Genomic DNA, 16,992 nt, shown 5'->3' with positions numbered 1-16,992 from the left:
TATGACGCAGGGTGGTTTTGGGGGTCCGCAGGATCCGTTCGGCGGTTCGCCATTTGGTGACACCCCGTTTGGGCAGTATCCGTCGAGTCAGCAGTTCTCGTCGGGTCAGCCGCCGTATCTGGCGCCGCCGGTCGTCCCGGCAGGTTCGCCGCCGTCGCCGCCCAATGACGAGGCGAATACGTTGGCGACGCTGTCGGTGGTGTTCGCATTCCTGTTCGCGCCGGTGGGTGCGGTGCTGGGCCATCTGGGTCTGTCGCAGATCAAGCGCACCGGGCAGCGGGGTCGGGATCGTGCCCTGGTGGGGCTGAGCCTGTCGTACACCTTGATCGTGGTTGCCGTTGCGGCGCTGGTGATCTGGGCGGTGATTCCGAGTTCGTCGAGCACCACGACGACGGAGGCCAAGTCAACTGCGCCGACGGCGTCACCCAGTCCCGTGACCACGACAACGACCACGATGACGACGCCGGAGCCCCCGCCGCTGCCCCTGGTCACCGAAGCGCAGCTGCCCGGTCTGCTGCTCAATCTCGACGATTCCATCCGGCTCGTCGGTTTGAACGACGGATACAGCACGTTCGACTTGACCGCATTGAGAACTGCTGCCGAATCGATATCCGCACCACCGGAATGTTTCCCGGTCATAGCTTCCGGAAGCCCCGATATTTTCGCGAACAGTGGTTACACCGCGACACACGATCGATCTTTCGGCAGCGTGGATGTGAAGACGATGTTGGTACGGGGCATCCTCGATGAACGAGCGACGCTGTACGCCGATGCGTCTGCGGCGAATCGACAGGTCGACGCGATCGAGAAGGTGTGGCAGGGATGTCGCGGAACTGTCACGCACACAACGCCCGCCGGGCCGGTCGCCTACGACGTCGGTGCGGTGGCCCGTTCGGCGACCAACTCGTCGATCGTGCTGGTGAGCAGCGCGGTGATGGACGGGAAGTTGGTAGGTCAGCACGCTGCGCGTGCTGTGGTGGCCAAGTCGAACGTCGTAATCGACGTGGTCTTCATGAGCCCGGACCCGGGCGGCCGCGCGGAAGCGGTCGCCGCTGAGATCCTCTCGCGGATACCGGGATAACCGGTCCTAGTCGATCCGGCGCAGCGTTCCCACGATCTGGTCGATCACGCCCGGATCGACCGCGCCGTCAGCGCCCTGCTCCAGGTCGACGATGAAGTTCACGGTGCCGGACTGACCCGGCACGGTGGTGGACACCACCGAATAGAGTGCCGAGTTGCCGGCGCAGTTGTCTTGGATGCCGGTCACGGTCGCGACGACCTGGGCTGCGGGCGCTCCGGAGACGGTGAGGTTGCGTGGTGCTCCGAGTGAGACCGACGGCACCGCACCCTTGTCCGAGGTGAAGATCTTGGTCGCGAACTTTGCCTCCAGCGTCGCGGATTCAGTGACGTCCGTGAGATCCGTGACCACCGTGGTTCCGCTGAGGGCACTGCTGCTCTTCGGGCACGCCCTGCTGGGCATGGTGGCCGCGCCTTTCAGCACCCGCACCGGGCAGTAGCCGAACGGTCCATCGGGACAAGGTTTTTCCCAGCCGACAACGGTGGTACATCCCTCGACGGTCCAGTCTGGGGGCACGTCATAGGCGAGCCCCCGAGGAGTGGTCACCGTCGACCAGCCGGCCGGGGTCTGGGGGCCGGGAGCGGCGGTGCGGCCCTCACAGCTTGCGGGTGCCGCTTTCGGCGGGGCGGCCGGTGCCGTCGAGGTGGGAGCAGCCGTGGTGCTCGGCGGCGCCTTGGTCACCGACGAGGTCGTGGTGGTGGAATCGGCGGTGTTCTTGGTGTCGTTCTTGTCGCCGTAGTTCAGCTTCCACAGCAGACCACCGAGCAGGAGCGCGATGATGACCACTCCCGCGATCGTGCCGAGGATCCAACCGGTGTTGTTCCGATTGGGTGGCTTGAAGTCGGTAGGCGGGGCCTCTCCGTACCCCGAAAACGTCGGCGGCTGGCCGTAGTTCGGCCACTGCGGGGTCTGTCCGAACGGGTCGTTGGAGCCAAATGGACTGCCCGAGGGCTGGTTCCACTCCGGCGGTGGCTGTGGTGGGTATGTCATCGGTGTCCTCCGCGCTCGTGCAGGTCTTTAGTTCCAGGTCAGCTTGGGTGGGCTTGTCGACAGGTCCGCGGTCCCGGATACCAACACCGTCACGGTGTTCGTCGGGGTGAGGCCGTTGGTTTGCTGCGCCGTGATCGTCGCGGTGAGTGTGCCGACCAGAGAGGCCGTCATCGCGCTGGTCAGTGGAATGATCTTGAACGTCTCGGCGCCCTCGATCGGGCCCCATTGCGCTGTGCCGTCAACGTAATTCGGGGCGTTGACCCGAACTGGGCAGTTCGGTGGCCTGATCAGGTTGGAATTGGTGCATGCCGTGAACGACTCCGCTATCGCGGTGCGGATGGTTTGCTCCCCGGCGTCGCTGAGCTTGAAACTCATCGACATCACCGATGCTCCGGCGGCCAATTGCGGCAGCACCATCGGTTTCGACGTGACGCTGAGGTACGGGCTGCTGCTTCCCACGTCGACCCAACCGGGGAACACATAGCGCGGTTGATCGATGGGTTTGCCGAACACGGTGAGCGTTTCGGCGTCCTTCTGTCCGATCTGGGACTTGTCGATCTTGATGAAGGCGTTGGTGAGTTTCCAGCCGTCCTGGTTTTCCACCAGGAGTTTGGCCTCGGACACCTCGTCGCCGAACTTGGCCGTGACATGCACCTGGGACACGTAGTTGTTGTGGGTGGTGTCGAGCACGCGGATGCCGGTGATCGGCCACTTCGCGATCTGCCGGCCGAGGATGTCGTCGGTGAGCAGTTCGGTGGAGACCGGCTGGGACTTGCTGTATGACAGGGCGGTGGCCGCATCACCGCGGGCCAGTGCTTCCAGATATGCCACCACCGCGGCTTGTGCGCTTTCGCCGCCTGGGCCGCTGCCGCCCGAATCCGAGCGGGTGATCACGACGGCCAGCGCCGCCAGCAACGCGAGCACCGTCACCACCGCAGCCACCACCAGGCCGATGACCATGCCCTTGCGGCGCTTGGGCGGGGGCGCTCCTGCCGGCGCCCCGAAGACCGGTGGCGGTGTTGCCAGTGGATAGTCGGGGAAATGGGGTGACGGAGCGGGCGAAAAACCGGGATTCGTCGTTGGCCAACCTGGCGCGGGCGACTGCCCGCCGACGCCGAACTGGCCCCCGGACCAATCGGCCACGGCCCCCTCCTTGCCTGTGTGCGGCACCACGTCGGTATCGCGCACGGGGTTGCCGTGAGCAGTATAAGTGGGCGGCCACGGGCGTCGGTGCGTCAATTTGGAATGGTCGCTGAGCTGGGCTCTCTGGCAAATCGGGGCGCTGTAGACCGGGCCTGTGGCTAGGCGCCCGGCGGTCGGTGGTGACCCGTTGGTAACCCCCCGCGGGCAGCGCGGATCGATTGCGACTACCTTTTGTAGAGCAGTTAGTTGGTTCCCAACGACTTCCTAACGAGGATGAAGGGATTCCCGTGGCCGAAAACCCGTCGAGTGGGCAGGAGCTTGCCACTCTCAAGTACCCCGGTGGCGAGATTGATCTCGATATCGTCCATGCCACCGAGGGCAGTGACGGCATCGCGCTGGGCCCGTTGCTGGCCAAGACCGGCTACACCACGTTCGATGGTGGCTTCGTCAACACCGCGTCGACCAAGTCGGCGATCACCTACATCGACGGTGATGCCGGCATCCTGCGGTACCGGGGTATCCCGATCGAGCAGCTGGCCGAGAACTCCACGTTCATCGAGGTCAGCTACCTGCTGATCTACGGTGAGTTGCCGACGGCCGAGCAGCTGGAGTCGTTCACCACCCAGATCCAGCGGCACACCCTGCTGCACGAGGATCTGAAGCGGTTCTTCGACGGTTTCCCGCGCAATGCGCATCCGATGCCGGTGCTGTCGAGTGCGGTGAACGCGTTGAGCGCCTACTACCAGGATTCGCTGGATCCGCTGGACAAGAAGCAGGTCGAGCTGTCGACCATCCGCTTGCTGGCCAAGTTGCCGACCATCGCCGCCTACGCCTACAAGAAGTCCGAGGGGCAGCCGTTCCTGTACCCGGACAACTCGTTGACGCTGGTGGAGAACTTCCTGCGGATGACGTTCGGCTTCCCGGCCGAGCCGTATGAGGTCGATCCCGAGATCGTCCGCGCGCTGGACATGCTGTTGATCCTGCACGCCGATCACGAGCAGAACTGTTCGACCTCGACGGTGCGTCTGGTGGGCTCGTCGCAGGCCAACCTGTTCACCTCGATCTCCGGTGGTATCAACGCGCTGTGGGGGCCGCTGCACGGCGGCGCCAACCAGGCCGTGCTGGAGATGCTGGAGAAGATCCGCACCGGCGACGACGATGTGCAGACCTTCGTCAAGAAGGTCAAGAACCGCGAAGACGGCGTGAAGCTGATGGGCTTCGGTCACCGCGTGTACAAGAACTACGATCCGCGGGCGCGCATCGTCAAGGAGCAGGCCGACAAGATCCTGGGCAAGCTGGGCGGCGACGACGAGCTGCTCGACATCGCCAAGCAGCTCGAAGAGATCGCGTTGACCGATGACTTCTTCATCGAGCGCAAGCTGTACCCGAACGTCGATTACTACACCGGCGTGATCTACCGGGCCATGGGCTTCCCGACCCGCATGTTCACCGTGCTGTTCGCGCTGGGCCGGTTGCCGGGCTGGATCGCGCACTGGCGTGAGATGCACTCGGAGCCCAACAAGATCGGCCGTCCGCGCCAGATCTACACCGGCTACACCGAGCGCGGCTACGTAGACATCAACAAGCGCTGAGTTTCGTTCCGCGAGCAGACGCAAAACTGCCCCTTTTCACGCGAAAAGGGGCAGTTTTACGTCTGATCGGCAATCCTTATCAGCGCACCGGCAGCGCGAGGCCCCCGGTGAGCGCCAGTAGTTGCGCGTAGGTCAGCGGCATCACCGAATCGGCGGTGCCCGCCGCGGTCCAGATGACCGGGTAGGACGCCAGTGTCTGGTCGATGACGGTGCGCAGCGGTTCGGGGTGCCCGACTGGCGCGACCCCGCCGATGATCTGTCCGGTTGCACTGCGGACGAGTTTCGGGTCGGCCTTGCGGAGGTGTTTGGCCCCGAGATGACTCGCAACGACGCCGGTGTCGACGCGGGCGGCGCCGCTGGCCATCACCAGCAGCGGCTCACCGTCGCATTCGAAGACCAGGCTGTTGGCGATCGCCCCGACTTCGCATCCCAGCTGTTCGGCTGCCGCAGCGGCGGTCTTGGCGTCGGCGTCGAGGATTCTGATGGCCGGTTCGATTCCGGCAGCGACCACCGCGTCGGCGACGCGGGAGTTCCGTTCGTTCACAGTCCCATTGTCCTGGGCCGGGCAAGGCTATTTCTCGTGTCGGACAACACCGTTCATCATCGTCAGCTTGATGTTCGACTGGTGGGTCTCCGATGGTGGGATCGGCGGCCGTGACGCGGTGGAGCGATTTCGACTTGCCTGACAGATAGTTGTAGTTTCACAATGGTTGTGTGAATGCAACCGTTGGCATGCTGAGCGCGCGGCGCAAGGCGATCATCCTCGTCTCGTGCTGCCTGAGCCTGCTGATCGTGTCGATGGATGCCACCATCGTCAACGTCGCGCTCCCGAGCATCCGCGACGATCTGGGTGCGTCGCCGTCGCAGCTGCAGTGGATCGTCGACGTCTACACGCTGGTGCTGGCCTCGCTGCTGTTGCTGTCGGGCGCCACCGGGGACCGGTTCGGCCGCAGACGGACATTCCAGTCGGGCCTGACGATCTTCGCGGTGGCCTCGCTGCTGTGCAGCCTCGCGCCCAACATCGAAACCCTCATCGCGGCCCGCTTGCTCCAGGCCATCGGCGGTTCGATGCTCAACCCGGTGGCGATGTCGATCATCACCCAGGTGTTCACCGGCCGGGTCGAGCGCGCCCGGGCCATCGGGGTCTGGGGCGGTGTGGTCGGCATCTCGATGGCACTCGGCCCGATCGTGGGCGGGGCGCTGATCGAGTACGTCGACTGGCGCGCGGTGTTCTGGATCAACCTGCCGATCTGCGCCCTGGCCGTCCTGCTCACCGCGGTCTTCGTGCCCGAGTCGAAGTCGGCGACCATGCGGGATCTCGACCCGGTCGGCCAGGCGCTCGGGGTGGCGTTCCTGTTCGGCGTCGTGTTCGTGCTCATCGAAGGGCCCGGGTTCGGCTGGACCGACCCACGCACGTTGGCCGTCGCGGCGATCGCATTGCTGGCGCTGGTGGCGTTCCTGCGCTACGAGTCGCGCCGCCGGGACCCGTTCATCGATCTGCGCTTCTTCCGCAGCGTGCCGTTTGCCTCGGCCACGCTGATCGCGGTCTGTGCCTTCGCTGCCTACGGTGCGTTCCTGTTCATGATGTCGCTGTACCTGCAGACGGACCGGGGCTACTCCGCGATGCACACCGGCCTGATCTATCTGCCGGTCGCCATCGGCGCGCTGATCTTCTCGCCGCTGTCGGGCCGCCTGGTCGGCCGGTACGGCAGCCGGCCCTCGCTGCTGGTGGCGGGAGCCACGATCACCCTGGCCACCCTCCTGTTGACCCGGCTGACCGGTGAGACTCCGGTGTGGCAGCTGCTGGTCATGTTCGCGGTGTTCGGCATCGGCTTCTCGATGGTCAACGCGCCGATCACCACCACAGCGGTCAGCGGGATGCCGTTGGACCGCGCCGGTGCGGCCTCGGCGGTGGCCTCCACCAGCCGTCAGGTCGGTGTGAGTGTCGGTGTGGCGCTGTGTGGTTCGGTGGCCGGTGCGGCGCTGGCGGACACGGGGGTGGATTTCGCCGCGGCTGCGCGCCCGCTGTGGTTCGTCTGTGCCGCACTGGGATTAATGATCTTCGTGCTGGGTGTCATCTCCACCACGCCGTGGGCACTGCGGTCGGCGCAGAAGCTGGCGCCCCTGATCGGTCAGCACCATGCCCCGGAGGTGAGTCATGTCCGGTGATCGGCAGGCGGAGTTGGCCGACGAGGTATGGCGTGGTCTGACCGCGTTGGTGTTCGATCACCGCGACCGCTGGAGGCGGGCGGTGATCGAACAGACCGGATTGCCGTTCAGCCGGGTCCGCGTCCTGAAACGGCTGGCGCGCCAACCGTTGTCCGTCAAGCAGCTGGCCTACGCCGCTACTGTCGACGCCCCGGCCGCCACGGTCGCGGTCAACGACCTGGAGGAGCTCGGGCTCGTCGTGCGCGAGATCGACCCCGCCAACCGGCGATCCAAGCTGGTCTCGTTGACCGAGGCCGGGCGGGCGCTGCTGGCGCGCATCGACCGCGTCGAGGACCCGGCGCCGGACGCGCTGGCTGCGCTCGACGTCGAGGATCTCGAAGCCTTGCGGGCGATTCTGTGCAAGGTCAGCGCACCTTAGCTGCGATCCGGGTCAGCTCTCGCCCCACCCGCCCTGCACCATGGTCTGGAACTTCCAATCGCCGCCGCACTTGACCAGCAGATCGCCGTAGCGCACCTGCCGGCTGAACCCGTCGGCGGTGAATGTCGCGTCGGTGACGACGAACACCAGGTTCTCGTTGATGAAATGCGGCGTGCGGGTGGACTCCATGGCGAAATCGGTGCCGGTGCTCAACTGCTCGGTCATCTGGGCGATGAAGCCGGCGCGGTCCACGGACTCCGCGCTGCCGTCGGTGACTTCGTTGAGCGGAAACATCGCCTCGTCGGCCATTGCATCGATGTTCTTGGCCACGGCAAGGGCGTCGTAGCGGGCGAACCACGCCAGCACCGAGTCGACATCGGCGGCGCTGGGGCTGAACTCGGCGGCCTGCGGCATGGTGACCATGAATCTCCTCGCGTTGGATCATTAGGTTCGCTGCACTCTATACAAAGTACACTGTACATCGTACAGATAGGATGCTGGCATGAGAGAACGTGCAGGTAAGGACCGCAGCAGCGCCGGCGATCCGGTGCGTACCCTCGAGCTGCTGTGGCGGGAGCCTGGTCAGGGCGCCCGCAACCGCGGCCCGAAGCAACGCACCACGGTGGACGCTGTGGTCGCCGCTGCCATCCGGATTGCCGACGCCGACGGTCTCGAAGCGCTCACCATGCGGGCGGTCGCCGTGGAACTCGGGGTCACTCCGATGGCGACCTACACCTATGTACCGGGCAAAGCCGAACTGCTGGACCTCATGCTCGACACCGTCTACCGGCAGATGCCGCGCCGTGACTTCGATGAGAAACCCTGGCGGGAAAAGGTTTCCATGATCGCCGAGGAAAATCTCGCGATGTTCGACAGCCATCCGTGGATGGCCTATCTGCCCACGACGCGCCCGCCGCTGGGGCCCGGCATGATCGCGAAGTACGACCACGAGCTGGGGGCGTTCGACGGTCTCGGACTCAGCGATCTGGACATGGATTCCGCCCTGACGTACGTTCTCGGCTTCGTGAACTCGGTTGCCCGGATCGCCATCGATTCGGGCCGGGCCGCAGCCGACAGCGGCATGAGTGACGGGCAGTGGTGGGAGCGCGCGGGCCCGTTACTGGAGCGCGCGTTCGACGGTGACAGCTATCCGCTGGCCTCGCGGGTCGGCACGGTGGCGGGCCAGACGTTCGACGCCGCCTACAGCGCCACGCATGCCTACGAGTTCGGGTTGGCCCGCGTTCTGGACGGCTTGGCCGTTCTCATCGATGCGAAGTGAGTGGAATGCGTCAGCCTTCGAGGACCGCCATCGCGGCGTTGTGCCCGCCGATTCCCGAGACCGCGCCGCCGCGCACCGATCCCGAGCCGCACAACAGGATCCGCTCGTGAGCCGTGGCCACACCCCAGCGCTGCGCCGGCGTCTCCAACGTGGCCTCCTCCTCGACGAACGGCCAGCGCAGCGCTCCGTGGAAGATGTTGCCCGCGGTCATTCCCAGGGCTTGTTCCAGGTCGGCGGTCGTCTTGGCCTCGATGCACAGCCGGCCGGCGGCGTCCTCCATCAGGACGTCCTGGATCGGTTCGGCCAGAACCGAATTGAGCGAGTTGAGCACCGCCGAGGTCAGTCGGTCCCGCATCCGGTCGGGATCCCTCAGTGTCAGTGAATGCGGGGTGTGCAGACCGAAGACCGTCAGCGTGTGCGCACCCGAGGCCTGCAGGTCCTCGGACAGGATGCTGGGATCGGTCAGGGAGTGGCAGTAGATCTCGCACGGCAGGGGGTCGGGAACGCGCCCGGTGGCGGCGGTCGCATAGGCCCCGGCCAGTTGGCTGAACGTCTCGTTGATGTGGAACGTACCGCCGAATGCCTGCTCGGGCGTGACGCGTTCGTCGCGGAGTCGGGGGAGTCGGCGCAGCATCAGGTTGACCTTCACCTGCGCGCCTGGGGCGGTATCGGGTGCCGGCTCGCCGAGCAGCTCGGCCAGCACTGCCGGGGTGACATTGGCCAGTACCCGCTCGGCATGAACCCTTCGCGCTGATCCAGCGTGCCGGTAGCACACCTCGCCGTCCGGGGTGACCGCGTAAACGTCTGCGCCGGTGACGATTTCGGCACCATGGCCGGCCGCGGCGGCGGCCAGAGCCCCGGTGACCGCGCCCATCCCGCCGACCGGTACATCCCAGTCGCCGGTGCCGCCTCCGATCAGGTGGTAGAGGAAGCACACGTTCTGCATCAGCGACGGATCGTCGACGGCGGCGAAGGTGCCGATCAGGGCGTCGGTGGCCATCACGCCGCGCACCAGATCATGCGATACCGCGGCGCTGATCGCGTCGCCGATGGGCTGTTCGATCAGCGCCTGCCAGGCCGCGGCGCTTTCGGTGTCCTGTGCGCTGAGCACCTCCCCGCGCATCTGTGACCGGGTGCGCAGCGGCTGCAGCAGCGTCGGCCAGATGCGGGTGGTGACCAGCCTGCAGCGGCGGTAGAACGCATCGAACGCGGCTGCGTCGTCGGCTGCGCCGATCGCGTCGAACGTCGACTGCGGACCGATCAGCAGGCCGGTGGCCCCGCCCGTGACCGGATCTGGTGTGTAGGAGGAGTATCGGCGCCGTGACAACCGGATCCGGGCACCCAGATCGGTGATGATGCGCTGCGGCAGCAGGCTGACCAGATACGAGTACCGCGAGAGCCGCGCATCCACACCATCGAAGGCGTGCGCCGACACTGCCGCCCCACCGACGTGGTCGCTGCGTTCGAGTACCTGCACCCGGCGCCCGGCGCGGGCCAGATACGCAGCAGCCACCAAGCCGTTGTGCCCGCCGCCGACGATGACGGCGTCCAACGTGCCTTCGGTCACGTCATACCCGTCCGGTCAGCCCTTGTAACCTTCGACCTCGTCGGCCCCACGGGGGTGGGCCAGCCCGGGATCCTGCCCGGTCTCGCGGAGCGCGCGGCGCTGCCGCAGCAGGTCCCAACACTGGTCGAGGGCGACTTCCAGCGATCTCAGTCGTTGTTGCTCTTCGGATTCGTCTATTTCCCGGCGCTGCAGTTTCGACCGGAGCTCCTGCTCTTCGGCAACGAGCCGGTGAACTTCGGCGAGGATGTCCTGATCTTTGGCCACACAACCAGTCTGCCCGACTACCGTTGATCTGGTGAGTACAAAACCTGAGATCGAGTTTCCGGACGGACCTGCCCCTACCGAATTGGTGATCAAGGATCTGGTGGTGGGCGACGGCGCCGAGGCAGTGCCCGGTGGCACTGTCGAGGTGCACTATGTGGGCGTCGAATACGACTCCGGTGAGGAGTTCGACAGCTCATGGAATCGTGGAGAATCCATTGAGTTTCCGTTGCGGGGCCTAATTCAGGGCTGGCAGGACGGAATTCCCGGGATGCGGGTGGGTGGTCGCCGCCAGCTCGTCATTCCGCCGGCCCAGGCCTACGGTCCGGAGGGATCAGGGCATCGGCTTTCGGGAAAGACGCTGATCTTCGTCATCGATCTGCTCGCCACTCGCTGACGTCGCGGTGGGTTCGGTCAGTATTAGCCGAACCTAACCATCGAATTCGATTTGCTGCTAACGTCAACCTGTTTCGTTGCTATCGATAACTGTTCGTCGACTTCAGGAGTTCCCAAATGTCGGGTTCGGACGAATCTCGGACAATCACAGGCTGGCAAACAGCCTCCAAGTTATATCGGCGACCACCCGGGTTGGGTTGGTTGTTGGCGCTGGCGGCAGTTCCATTGTTGCTGGGGCTGATCGGATGGGGCGGGCTCGACCGCTCACACAAGAACTCCGATCTCAGTCTTCCCGATGTCAATCCCACGGCGACAATGACCGCTCCGGACGTCAATGCCCCGGACGTCAACGCGCCCAACGTCAATTTGCCCAACCTTTCGTTCGCACCGTTGTCGATCGCGCGTAACGGCAACGATTTCACCCTCACCGGTGATCTGCCCGATGCGAATGCCAAGGCCTCGCTACTGGACTGGCTGCGCGGAAAGTTCGGTGCGGACGTCAATCTGATCGACAACCTGAATCTGCGCGCGGGTGTGAGTACCCCCGATGTCGCGGCGCTGGGCAAGGTGTTCGACGCCGCAGCCGAGGGCATTCCGGATTTCAACTTCAGCGTCGACGGTGACACGTTGACCCTGACCGGTACCGCGCCATCGGCGCAGGTGCGCGACGCGGTGGAGGCTGCTGCCAAGTCGGCATGGCCGAACATCAAGCTCGTCAACAACATTCAGGTCGCCGCGGCCCCGGCTGCCCCTGCGCCTCCGGCGCCTGCAGCTCCGGGTGCACCGGGAACTCAGGGAGGTACGCCCGGACCCTGCGCAGTCCTGCAGGGCGATGTGAGTGCACTGTTGCGCACCCCGATCAACTTCAGCACCGATGGGTTCGTTCTGGCGCCGGCCTCGCAGCAGTTGTTGTCGCAGGTGGCCGACAAACTCAAGTCCTGTGCGGGCGCGCAGGTGGCTGTCACCGGCTACACCGACAGCTCGGGCAATGACGCCATCAACGTCCCGCTGAGCGGTAACCGCGCGAAAGCTGTTGCCGACTATCTGGTTTCGCAGGGTCTGGCAGCCGATCACGTGAGGTCGTCGGGCGCGGGTTCGGCGAATCCGATTGCCAGCAATGACACCCCCGAAGGCAAGGCGCAGAACCGCCGCGTCGAGATCACGGTCAACTAGGGAGATTCGACATGGACTTCGTAATCCAATGGTTGTGGTATCTGCTCGCGTTCGTGGTGGGGTCATTGGTGGCCTGGTTGATCTCGGTCGTGACCGTCAAGCCCACCAGTGAAGAAGAGGCGTTCGCCGAACTTCCCGGCTCACGCGAGATTGGAGCATGACGATGAGCGATGTGAACTGGTGGTTGATGGCTCTGGCCTTCGTGCTCGGGCTGGTATTGACGCTCGCGCTGACCTTGCGTCGGGTGAAGCGGGAGGTGCCGGTGTACGGCGCTCTCGGCCGACGTCCCGACGCCGGGGCGACCGGTGGGGGCACCGCTGCCAAGGCCGCGGCCACCGGCGGAACTGCCGCTGGTGCAACGGCTGTCGCCGATGACGCGACGACCAAGCTGCCCAAGGTCGGTTCGGGAGACGAGCCCACCACGAAGCTGCCCAGGGTCACCAGCGCCGGTGCCGCGGCGGCGGGTGCGGCGGCAGCCGGTGCGGCAGGGGCGGCCAAGTTCGCCTCCGGCGGAGGTGCCCACGAGGCGGCCGATGACGACGTCAAGGTCGTCGAGGAGACGCCGTACGGTGCCGGCTCGGTCCGGGTCTCGGGTGCGGGCACGCCGACGGGTTATCTGATCAAGGGCAACGAGGACTCGATGCTCTATCACTCGCCGGAGAGCCCGTCCTACTCGGTGACCATCGCCGAGATCTGGTTCGCCGACGTGGAATCCGCCGAGAAGGCGGGCTTCAACCGGTGGGACAGCGGTAAGTCCCAGCGCGAGAAGAAGTAACCCTCTCGCCGAGCAGACGCAAAACTGCCCCAAATCAACGGATTTGGGCAGTTTTGTGTCTGCTCGCGGGAAACTACTCGCGGGAAACTAGTGCGGGCCGGGCAGGCGTAACAACAGTCGCGCCCCGCCCAGTGGGCTCGATTCCAGAGTGGCGGTGCCGCCGTGTAATTCGGCCTGCTGCGCCACGAGGGCCAGTCCGAGACCGGAACCCAACCGCGATGCAGTCGACCCTCGGGAGAAGCGGTCGAACACCATTTCGCGTTCCTCCTCGGGCACCCCCACGCCGTCGTCGTCGACCGCGATCTCCACACCCTCGCGTGAGCTCACCGCCGACAGCTGCACGCGGGTGGCGCCGCCGTGCTTGACGGCGTTGGCGATCGCGTTGTCCACGGCCAGCCGCAGCCCGGTCGGCAGCCCGATGATGATGACGGTGGGCGACGGCGCCAGCGACACCTCGAGGTCGGGGTAGACCCGCATGGCGTCGTGGGCGGCACGGTCGAGCAGTTCGGTGATGTCGACGGTGACGTGATCGTCGGTGGTGGTCAGCTCGCCCTGCGCGAGCCGTTCCAGGGCGCCGAGGGTGGCCTCGATCCGTGACTGGGTGCGGATGACATCGCTGACCACTTCCTTGCGCTGGTCGTCGGCCAGGTCGAGGGTGGACAGGACCTCCAGGTTGGTGCGCATCGCGGTGAGCGGGGTGCGCAGCTCGTGGGCGGACACCGAGGCGAAGTCGCGGGCCGAGGTCAACGCGGCCTTGGTGCGGTCCTGCTCTTTCCAGATGCGTTGCAGCATCCCGTTGACGGCGTCGGCGATCTCGACTGCCTCGCTGGCGCCACGGACTTCGACGTCGGGAGCCTCGTCGCTGGCCTCGATCTCGCGGGTCTGCTCGGCCAGCCGTTTGAGCGGTCGGACCGCGAATGCGGCCAGCACCCAGCCCAGCACGGTGGCGGCGCCGACGGCGAACACGCAGATGATGAGCACCCGGCGATGCAGATTGTTGGTGTCGGCGATGGTGGCGTCGTAGGTCGCGCCGACGGCCACCCACATGGGGCCGGGGGCGGGGATCTGCACGGTGCGGACCCGCCAACGCACACCGTCGATGTAGGTGTCGGCGTAGCCGTCGGGCAGCTCGGGCAGGACCACGTTCGAGTTCGACGAGACGTTTCCGGCCTGGCGCACGGTGATGACCGCGTCCTGATCGCTGGGGGAGCGGGGGATCTCACCGAGCCCGCGGGGCAGGAAGGGGATGGCGAAGCCGGCGGCCTCGTCGAGACGCCGGTCCAGCCGTTCCTTGCGGTCGTTGGTGATGCCGACCCACACGATGGTGCCGACGATGACGACGACGATGGCCGCGCCGATGGCGGTGGCGAACGCGACCCGGGTCCGCAGCGAGGGGGTGCGGCGGAAGATCCGGGTCAGCGGTCTCATGATTACCCGGGGCTACTGGGTCCTGAGCACGAAGCCGACCCCGCGGACGGTGTGCAGCAGCCGGGGCGCGCCCCCGGCTTCGAGTTTGCGGCGTAGGTATCCGATGAACACGTCGACGACGTTGGTGTCGGCGGCGAAGTCGTATCCCCAGACCAGTTCCAGCAACTGGGCCCGGGACAGCACCGCGGTCTTGTGCTCGGCCAGGACGGCCAGAAGGTCGAACTCGCGTTTGGTCAGGTCCACGTCCACACCGTTGACCCGGGCGCGCCGGCCTGGGATGTCGACCTCGAGCGGGCCGACCTGGATGGTCTCGGACGAGAAGGTGGCCGAGGCGCCGCGCCGCCGCAGCAGGGCCTTGACCCGGGCGACCAGCTCTTGCAGCACGAACGGTTTGACCAGGTAGTCATCGGCGCCGGCTTCGAGGCCGGCGACGCGGTCATCGACGCTGCTGCGGGCCGAAAGGACGCAGACGGGGACGTCGTTGTCCATCGCGCGCAGTGCGGTCACCACGCTCACGCCGTCGAGCACGGGCATGTTGATGTCGAGCACGATCGCGTCGGGTCGGGTCTCGGTGGCGCTGCGCAGCGCCTCGGCCCCGTCCACGGCCGTCGATACGGTGAACCCGGACAGCCGCAGCCCGCGTTCCAGCGAGGCGAGCACGTCGGGGTCGTCGTCTACGACGAGGACCCGGGGCGAAGCTGAGCCACCGGTAGCGCTATCCATGCCCGCCATCTTGCCCGATGAGCAACGGTGAATCGCGTAGGCACCCAGGGAAGTCCTCGGGAAGTCTTTGACCTCAATAATTGTTCAGGTTTTACGGTGATGCCCATGAGTATGGAAACGGTGGCCAGACAGGCGCTGTATCGGCAGACGCATGCCCGCGACGGTGACCTGCGCGCACTGGCCGACCGGAGGTTGTTGTCCCGGATCTGGCGGTTCGCTGCACGCCACCACCGCAGGTTGGGCTGGTTTGTTGCGATCAGTGTGGTCAGTGCGCTGCTGACGGTGACGACGCCGGTCTTGGCCGGCCGCGTGGTGGACGTGATCACGCAAGGCGGCCCGGCGTCGACGGTGGTGCTGCTGGCCGGCGCCATCGCCGCGATCGCCGTCGCCGAGGCCGTGGTGGCCCTGTTGACCAGGTGGTTGTCGTCGAACATCGGTGAGGGCCTGATCCTGGACCTGCGCACGGCGGTGTTCGACCATGTGCAGCGGATGCCGGTGGCGTTCTTCACCCGCACCCGCACGGGAGCCCTGGTTAGCCGGTTGGGCAACGACGTGATCGGGGCGCAGCGCGCGTTCTCCGACACGCTCTCCGGCATCGTCGCGAACCTGGTGACACTGACGCTGACGCTGGTGGTGATGCTCAGCATCTCGTGGCAGATCACGCTGCTGTCATTGGCCCTACTGCCGTTGTTCGTGCTGCCCGCGCGTCGGATCGGCACCCGGATGGCCGGGCTGTCCCGTGAGGCGGCCACCCATAACGCCACGATGAACACCCAGATGACCGAGCGGTTCTCCGCCCCGGGTGCCACCCTGGTCAAGCTGTTCGGCAGCCCGGAACGTGAGTCCGACGAGTTCGCGGTGCGCGCCGACCGGGTGCGTGACATCGGGGTGCGCACGGCGATGCTGCAGTCGACGTTCATGAACTCGCTGACCCTGATGTCGGCGCTGGCCCTCGCCCTGGTCTACGGGCTGGGCGGGGTGCTCGCGATCGGCGGGCAGCTGCAGGCCGGTGCGGTCGTGTCGCTGGCGCTGCTGCTGACCCGGCTGTATGCGCCGCTCACCGCGCTGGCCAATGCACGGGTCGAGATCGCCAGTGCGCTGGTGTCGTTCGAGCGGGTCTTCGAGGTGCTCGATCTGGTGCCGTTGATCGCCGAGGAACCCGATGCCATTGGAGTGCCGGCCGGGCCTGTCGCTATCGAATTCGACCAGGTCCGGTTCTCCTATCCGTCGGCGGACAAGGTGTCGCTGGCCTCGCTGGAGGAGGTGGCTGCCCTGGACGAGCGCGGTGGGGACGAGGTGCTGCACGGCATTTCGTTCACCGCGGAGCCCGGGCAGATGGTGGCGCTGGTCGGTTCGTCGGGCGCGGGCAAGTCGACCATCGCGTCGCTGCTGGCCCGGCTCTACGACGTCGACTCCGGATCCATCACGCTGAACGGCACCGATGTGCGCGACGTGACGTTCGCGTCGCTCAAGGACACCGTGGGCATGGTGACCCAGGACGGGCACCTGTTCCACGAGTCGATCCGGTCGAATCTGCTGCTGGCCGCGCCATCGGCCGGCGAGGACGAATTGTGGGACGCGCTGCGCCGGGCCCGGCTCGACGACGTGGTCGCGGCGATGCCCGACGGCTTGGACACGGTTGTCGGTGAGCGCGGATACCGTCTGTCCGGAGGGCAGCGGCAGCGGTTGACCATCGCTCGGCTGCTGTTGGGACGATCCCGGGTGGTGGTGCTCGATGAGGCGACGGCGTCGCTGGACTCGGCCTCGGAGGCCGCCGTGCAACAGGCCCTGGCCGAGGCACTGGACGGCCGCACCTCGATCGTCATCGCCCACCGGTTGTCCACGGTCCGGGCCGCCGATCTCATCCTGGTCATCGAGGACGGGCGCATCGTCGAACGCGGCACCCACCGCGATCTGCTGGCCCGCGCCGGCCGGTACGCCGAGCTCTACGACACGCAGTTCTCCGAGGAGGTTCCCGCTGCGTGAGGTTATTCACTTGC

18 protein-coding genes are annotated in these 16,992 nt (G+C 66.2%); 10 read left to right on the top strand and 8 right to left on the bottom strand.

Annotated elements, in window-relative coordinates:
* Position 1 precedes the first annotated feature (1 nt).
* Positions 2-1,081 (top strand): sensor domain-containing protein, encoded by a 1,080-nt coding sequence (locus tag AC4ELS_RS04925; protein ID WP_498888865.1) that lies wholly within the window; start codon positions 2-4, stop codon positions 1,079-1,081.
* Positions 1,082-1,087: 6 nt separating this feature from the next.
* Here AC4ELS_RS04925 and AC4ELS_RS04920 read toward each other — a convergent pair whose 3' ends face one another.
* Both AC4ELS_RS04920 and AC4ELS_RS04915 read right to left on the bottom strand, forming a co-directional pair.
* Positions 1,088-2,068, bottom strand: a complete 981-nt coding sequence (locus tag AC4ELS_RS04920) for a DUF8017 domain-containing protein (protein ID WP_498888867.1) — start codon at positions 2,066-2,068, stop codon at positions 1,088-1,090.
* Positions 2,069-2,095: 27 nt separating this feature from the next.
* The gene (locus tag AC4ELS_RS04915; RefSeq protein ID WP_499046168.1) at positions 2,096-3,211 is read right to left on the bottom strand and encodes a hypothetical protein; all 1,116 of its coding nucleotides are present in this window, start codon (positions 3,209-3,211) and stop codon (positions 2,096-2,098) included.
* A gap of 287 nt (positions 3,212-3,498) precedes the next feature.
* Here AC4ELS_RS04915 and AC4ELS_RS04910 point away from each other — a divergent pair, with 287 nt between their 5' ends.
* The gene (locus tag AC4ELS_RS04910) at positions 3,499-4,803 is read left to right on the top strand and encodes a citrate synthase (protein WP_064878460.1); all 1,305 of its coding nucleotides are present in this window, start codon (positions 3,499-3,501) and stop codon (positions 4,801-4,803) included.
* Positions 4,804-4,882: 79 nt separating this feature from the next.
* On the opposite strand, the gene AC4ELS_RS04905 is transcribed toward AC4ELS_RS04910, so the two are convergent.
* Positions 4,883-5,347 carry a YbaK/EbsC family protein gene (locus tag AC4ELS_RS04905; protein WP_499046165.1) on the bottom strand — a complete coding sequence of 155 codons (465 nt, stop codon included), beginning with the start codon at positions 5,345-5,347 and terminating at the stop codon, positions 4,883-4,885.
* A gap of 170 nt (positions 5,348-5,517) precedes the next feature.
* Between AC4ELS_RS04905 and AC4ELS_RS04900 the strand changes: the two genes are divergently transcribed.
* Both AC4ELS_RS04900 and AC4ELS_RS04895 read left to right on the top strand, forming a co-directional pair.
* Entirely contained in the window at positions 5,518-6,972 is a 1,455-nt protein-coding gene (locus AC4ELS_RS04900) for an MFS transporter (RefSeq protein WP_498888873.1), read from the top strand.
* Positions 6,962-7,390, top strand: a complete 429-nt coding sequence (locus tag AC4ELS_RS04895) for a MarR family winged helix-turn-helix transcriptional regulator (RefSeq protein WP_498888875.1) — start codon at positions 6,962-6,964, stop codon at positions 7,388-7,390. Before AC4ELS_RS04900 ends, AC4ELS_RS04895 begins: the two co-directional genes overlap by 11 nt.
* 12 nt (positions 7,391-7,402) lie before the next feature.
* Here AC4ELS_RS04895 and AC4ELS_RS04890 read toward each other — a convergent pair whose 3' ends face one another.
* Complete coding sequence (locus tag AC4ELS_RS04890) at positions 7,403-7,813, bottom strand: hypothetical protein (RefSeq protein ID WP_064878467.1); 411 nt, start codon at positions 7,811-7,813, stop codon at positions 7,403-7,405.
* 79 nt (positions 7,814-7,892) lie between these two features.
* Between AC4ELS_RS04890 and AC4ELS_RS04885 the strand changes: the two genes are divergently transcribed.
* Positions 7,893-8,669 (top strand): TetR/AcrR family transcriptional regulator C-terminal domain-containing protein, encoded by a 777-nt coding sequence (locus AC4ELS_RS04885; protein ID WP_064878469.1) that lies wholly within the window; start codon positions 7,893-7,895, stop codon positions 8,667-8,669.
* Between the two features lie 10 nt (positions 8,670-8,679).
* Here AC4ELS_RS04885 and AC4ELS_RS04880 read toward each other — a convergent pair whose 3' ends face one another.
* Both AC4ELS_RS04880 and AC4ELS_RS04875 read right to left on the bottom strand, forming a co-directional pair.
* On the bottom strand, positions 8,680-10,236 hold the full coding sequence (locus tag AC4ELS_RS04880; protein WP_499046162.1) for a phytoene desaturase family protein: 1,557 nt from the start codon (positions 10,234-10,236) through the stop codon (positions 8,680-8,682).
* Between the two features lie 15 nt (positions 10,237-10,251).
* Positions 10,252-10,500: a DUF2630 family protein gene (locus AC4ELS_RS04875; protein WP_064936130.1), complete on the bottom strand. Its 249-nt coding sequence runs from the start codon at positions 10,498-10,500 to the stop codon at positions 10,252-10,254.
* Positions 10,501-10,531: 31 nt separating this feature from the next.
* On the opposite strand from AC4ELS_RS04875, the gene AC4ELS_RS04870 reads away from it, so the two are divergent.
* From AC4ELS_RS04870 to arfC, 4 genes are all read left to right on the top strand, one after another.
* Positions 10,532-10,894 (top strand): FKBP-type peptidyl-prolyl cis-trans isomerase, encoded by a 363-nt coding sequence (locus tag AC4ELS_RS04870; RefSeq protein ID WP_064878474.1) that lies wholly within the window; start codon positions 10,532-10,534, stop codon positions 10,892-10,894.
* Positions 10,895-11,010: 116 nt separating this feature from the next.
* A complete protein-coding gene (gene arfA / locus AC4ELS_RS04865) occupies positions 11,011-12,066 on the top strand; it encodes a channel-forming protein ArfA/OmpATb (protein WP_448441683.1) in 1,056 nt (351 codons plus the stop codon).
* An 11-nt stretch (positions 12,067-12,077) separates the two neighbouring features.
* Positions 12,078-12,227 (top strand): channel accessory protein ArfB, encoded by a 150-nt coding sequence (gene arfB / locus AC4ELS_RS04860; protein WP_003884620.1) that lies wholly within the window; start codon positions 12,078-12,080, stop codon positions 12,225-12,227.
* Entirely contained in the window at positions 12,224-12,841 is a 618-nt protein-coding gene (arfC, locus tag AC4ELS_RS04855; RefSeq protein ID WP_499046159.1) for a channel accessory protein ArfC, sunset domain variant, read from the top strand. The genes arfB and arfC overlap by 4 nt, the downstream gene beginning before the upstream one ends.
* Positions 12,842-12,928: 87 nt before the next feature.
* Here the strand turns inward: arfC and AC4ELS_RS04850 are convergent, their stop codons facing one another.
* Positions 12,929-14,269: a sensor histidine kinase gene (locus tag AC4ELS_RS04850; RefSeq protein ID WP_064958987.1), complete on the bottom strand. Its 1,341-nt coding sequence runs from the start codon at positions 14,267-14,269 to the stop codon at positions 12,929-12,931.
* A 12-nt stretch (positions 14,270-14,281) separates the two neighbouring features.
* Positions 14,282-15,001, bottom strand: coding sequence for a two-component system response regulator PrrA (gene prrA / locus AC4ELS_RS04845; protein WP_448441688.1), 720 nt, complete (start codon positions 14,999-15,001; stop codon positions 14,282-14,284).
* A gap of 96 nt (positions 15,002-15,097) precedes the next feature.
* Between prrA and AC4ELS_RS04840 the strand changes: the two genes are divergently transcribed.
* Positions 15,098-16,978 (top strand): ABC transporter ATP-binding protein, encoded by a 1,881-nt coding sequence (locus AC4ELS_RS04840; RefSeq protein WP_499046157.1) that lies wholly within the window; start codon positions 15,098-15,100, stop codon positions 16,976-16,978.
* The last annotated feature ends 14 nt before the right edge of the window (positions 16,979-16,992 follow it).

It is taken from the genome of Mycobacterium shunyiense (assembly GCF_058270035.1).
Note: the sequence above shows the minus strand (reverse complement) of the source record. Positions and strands in the feature narration are given on the sequence as shown.

Bases quoted from the DNA above. Each gene is read 5' to 3' on its own strand.
- arfA (WP_448441683.1), top strand. From the start codon at position 11,011: ATGTCGGGTTCGGACGAATCTCGGACAATCACAGGCTGGCAAACAGCC.
- AC4ELS_RS04920 (WP_498888867.1), bottom strand. From the start codon at position 2,068: ATGACATACCCACCACAGCCACCGCCGGAGTGGAACCAGCCCTCGGGC.
- AC4ELS_RS04890 (WP_064878467.1), bottom strand. From the start codon at position 7,813: ATGGTCACCATGCCGCAGGCCGCCGAGTTCAGCCCCAGCGCCGCCGAT.
- arfC (WP_499046159.1), top strand. From the start codon at position 12,224: ATGACGATGAGCGATGTGAACTGGTGGTTGATGGCTCTGGCCTTCGTG.
- AC4ELS_RS04840 (WP_499046157.1), top strand. From the start codon at position 15,098: ATGAGTATGGAAACGGTGGCCAGACAGGCGCTGTATCGGCAGACGCAT.
- AC4ELS_RS04895 (WP_498888875.1), top strand. From the start codon at position 6,962: ATGTCCGGTGATCGGCAGGCGGAGTTGGCCGACGAGGTATGGCGTGGT.
- arfB (WP_003884620.1), top strand. From the start codon at position 12,078: ATGGACTTCGTAATCCAATGGTTGTGGTATCTGCTCGCGTTCGTGGTG.
- AC4ELS_RS04925 (WP_498888865.1), top strand. From the start codon at position 2: ATGACGCAGGGTGGTTTTGGGGGTCCGCAGGATCCGTTCGGCGGTTCG.
- prrA (WP_448441688.1), bottom strand. From the start codon at position 15,001: ATGGCGGGCATGGATAGCGCTACCGGTGGCTCAGCTTCGCCCCGGGTC.
- AC4ELS_RS04885 (WP_064878469.1), top strand. From the start codon at position 7,893: ATGAGAGAACGTGCAGGTAAGGACCGCAGCAGCGCCGGCGATCCGGTG.
- AC4ELS_RS04850 (WP_064958987.1), bottom strand. From the start codon at position 14,269: ATGAGACCGCTGACCCGGATCTTCCGCCGCACCCCCTCGCTGCGGACC.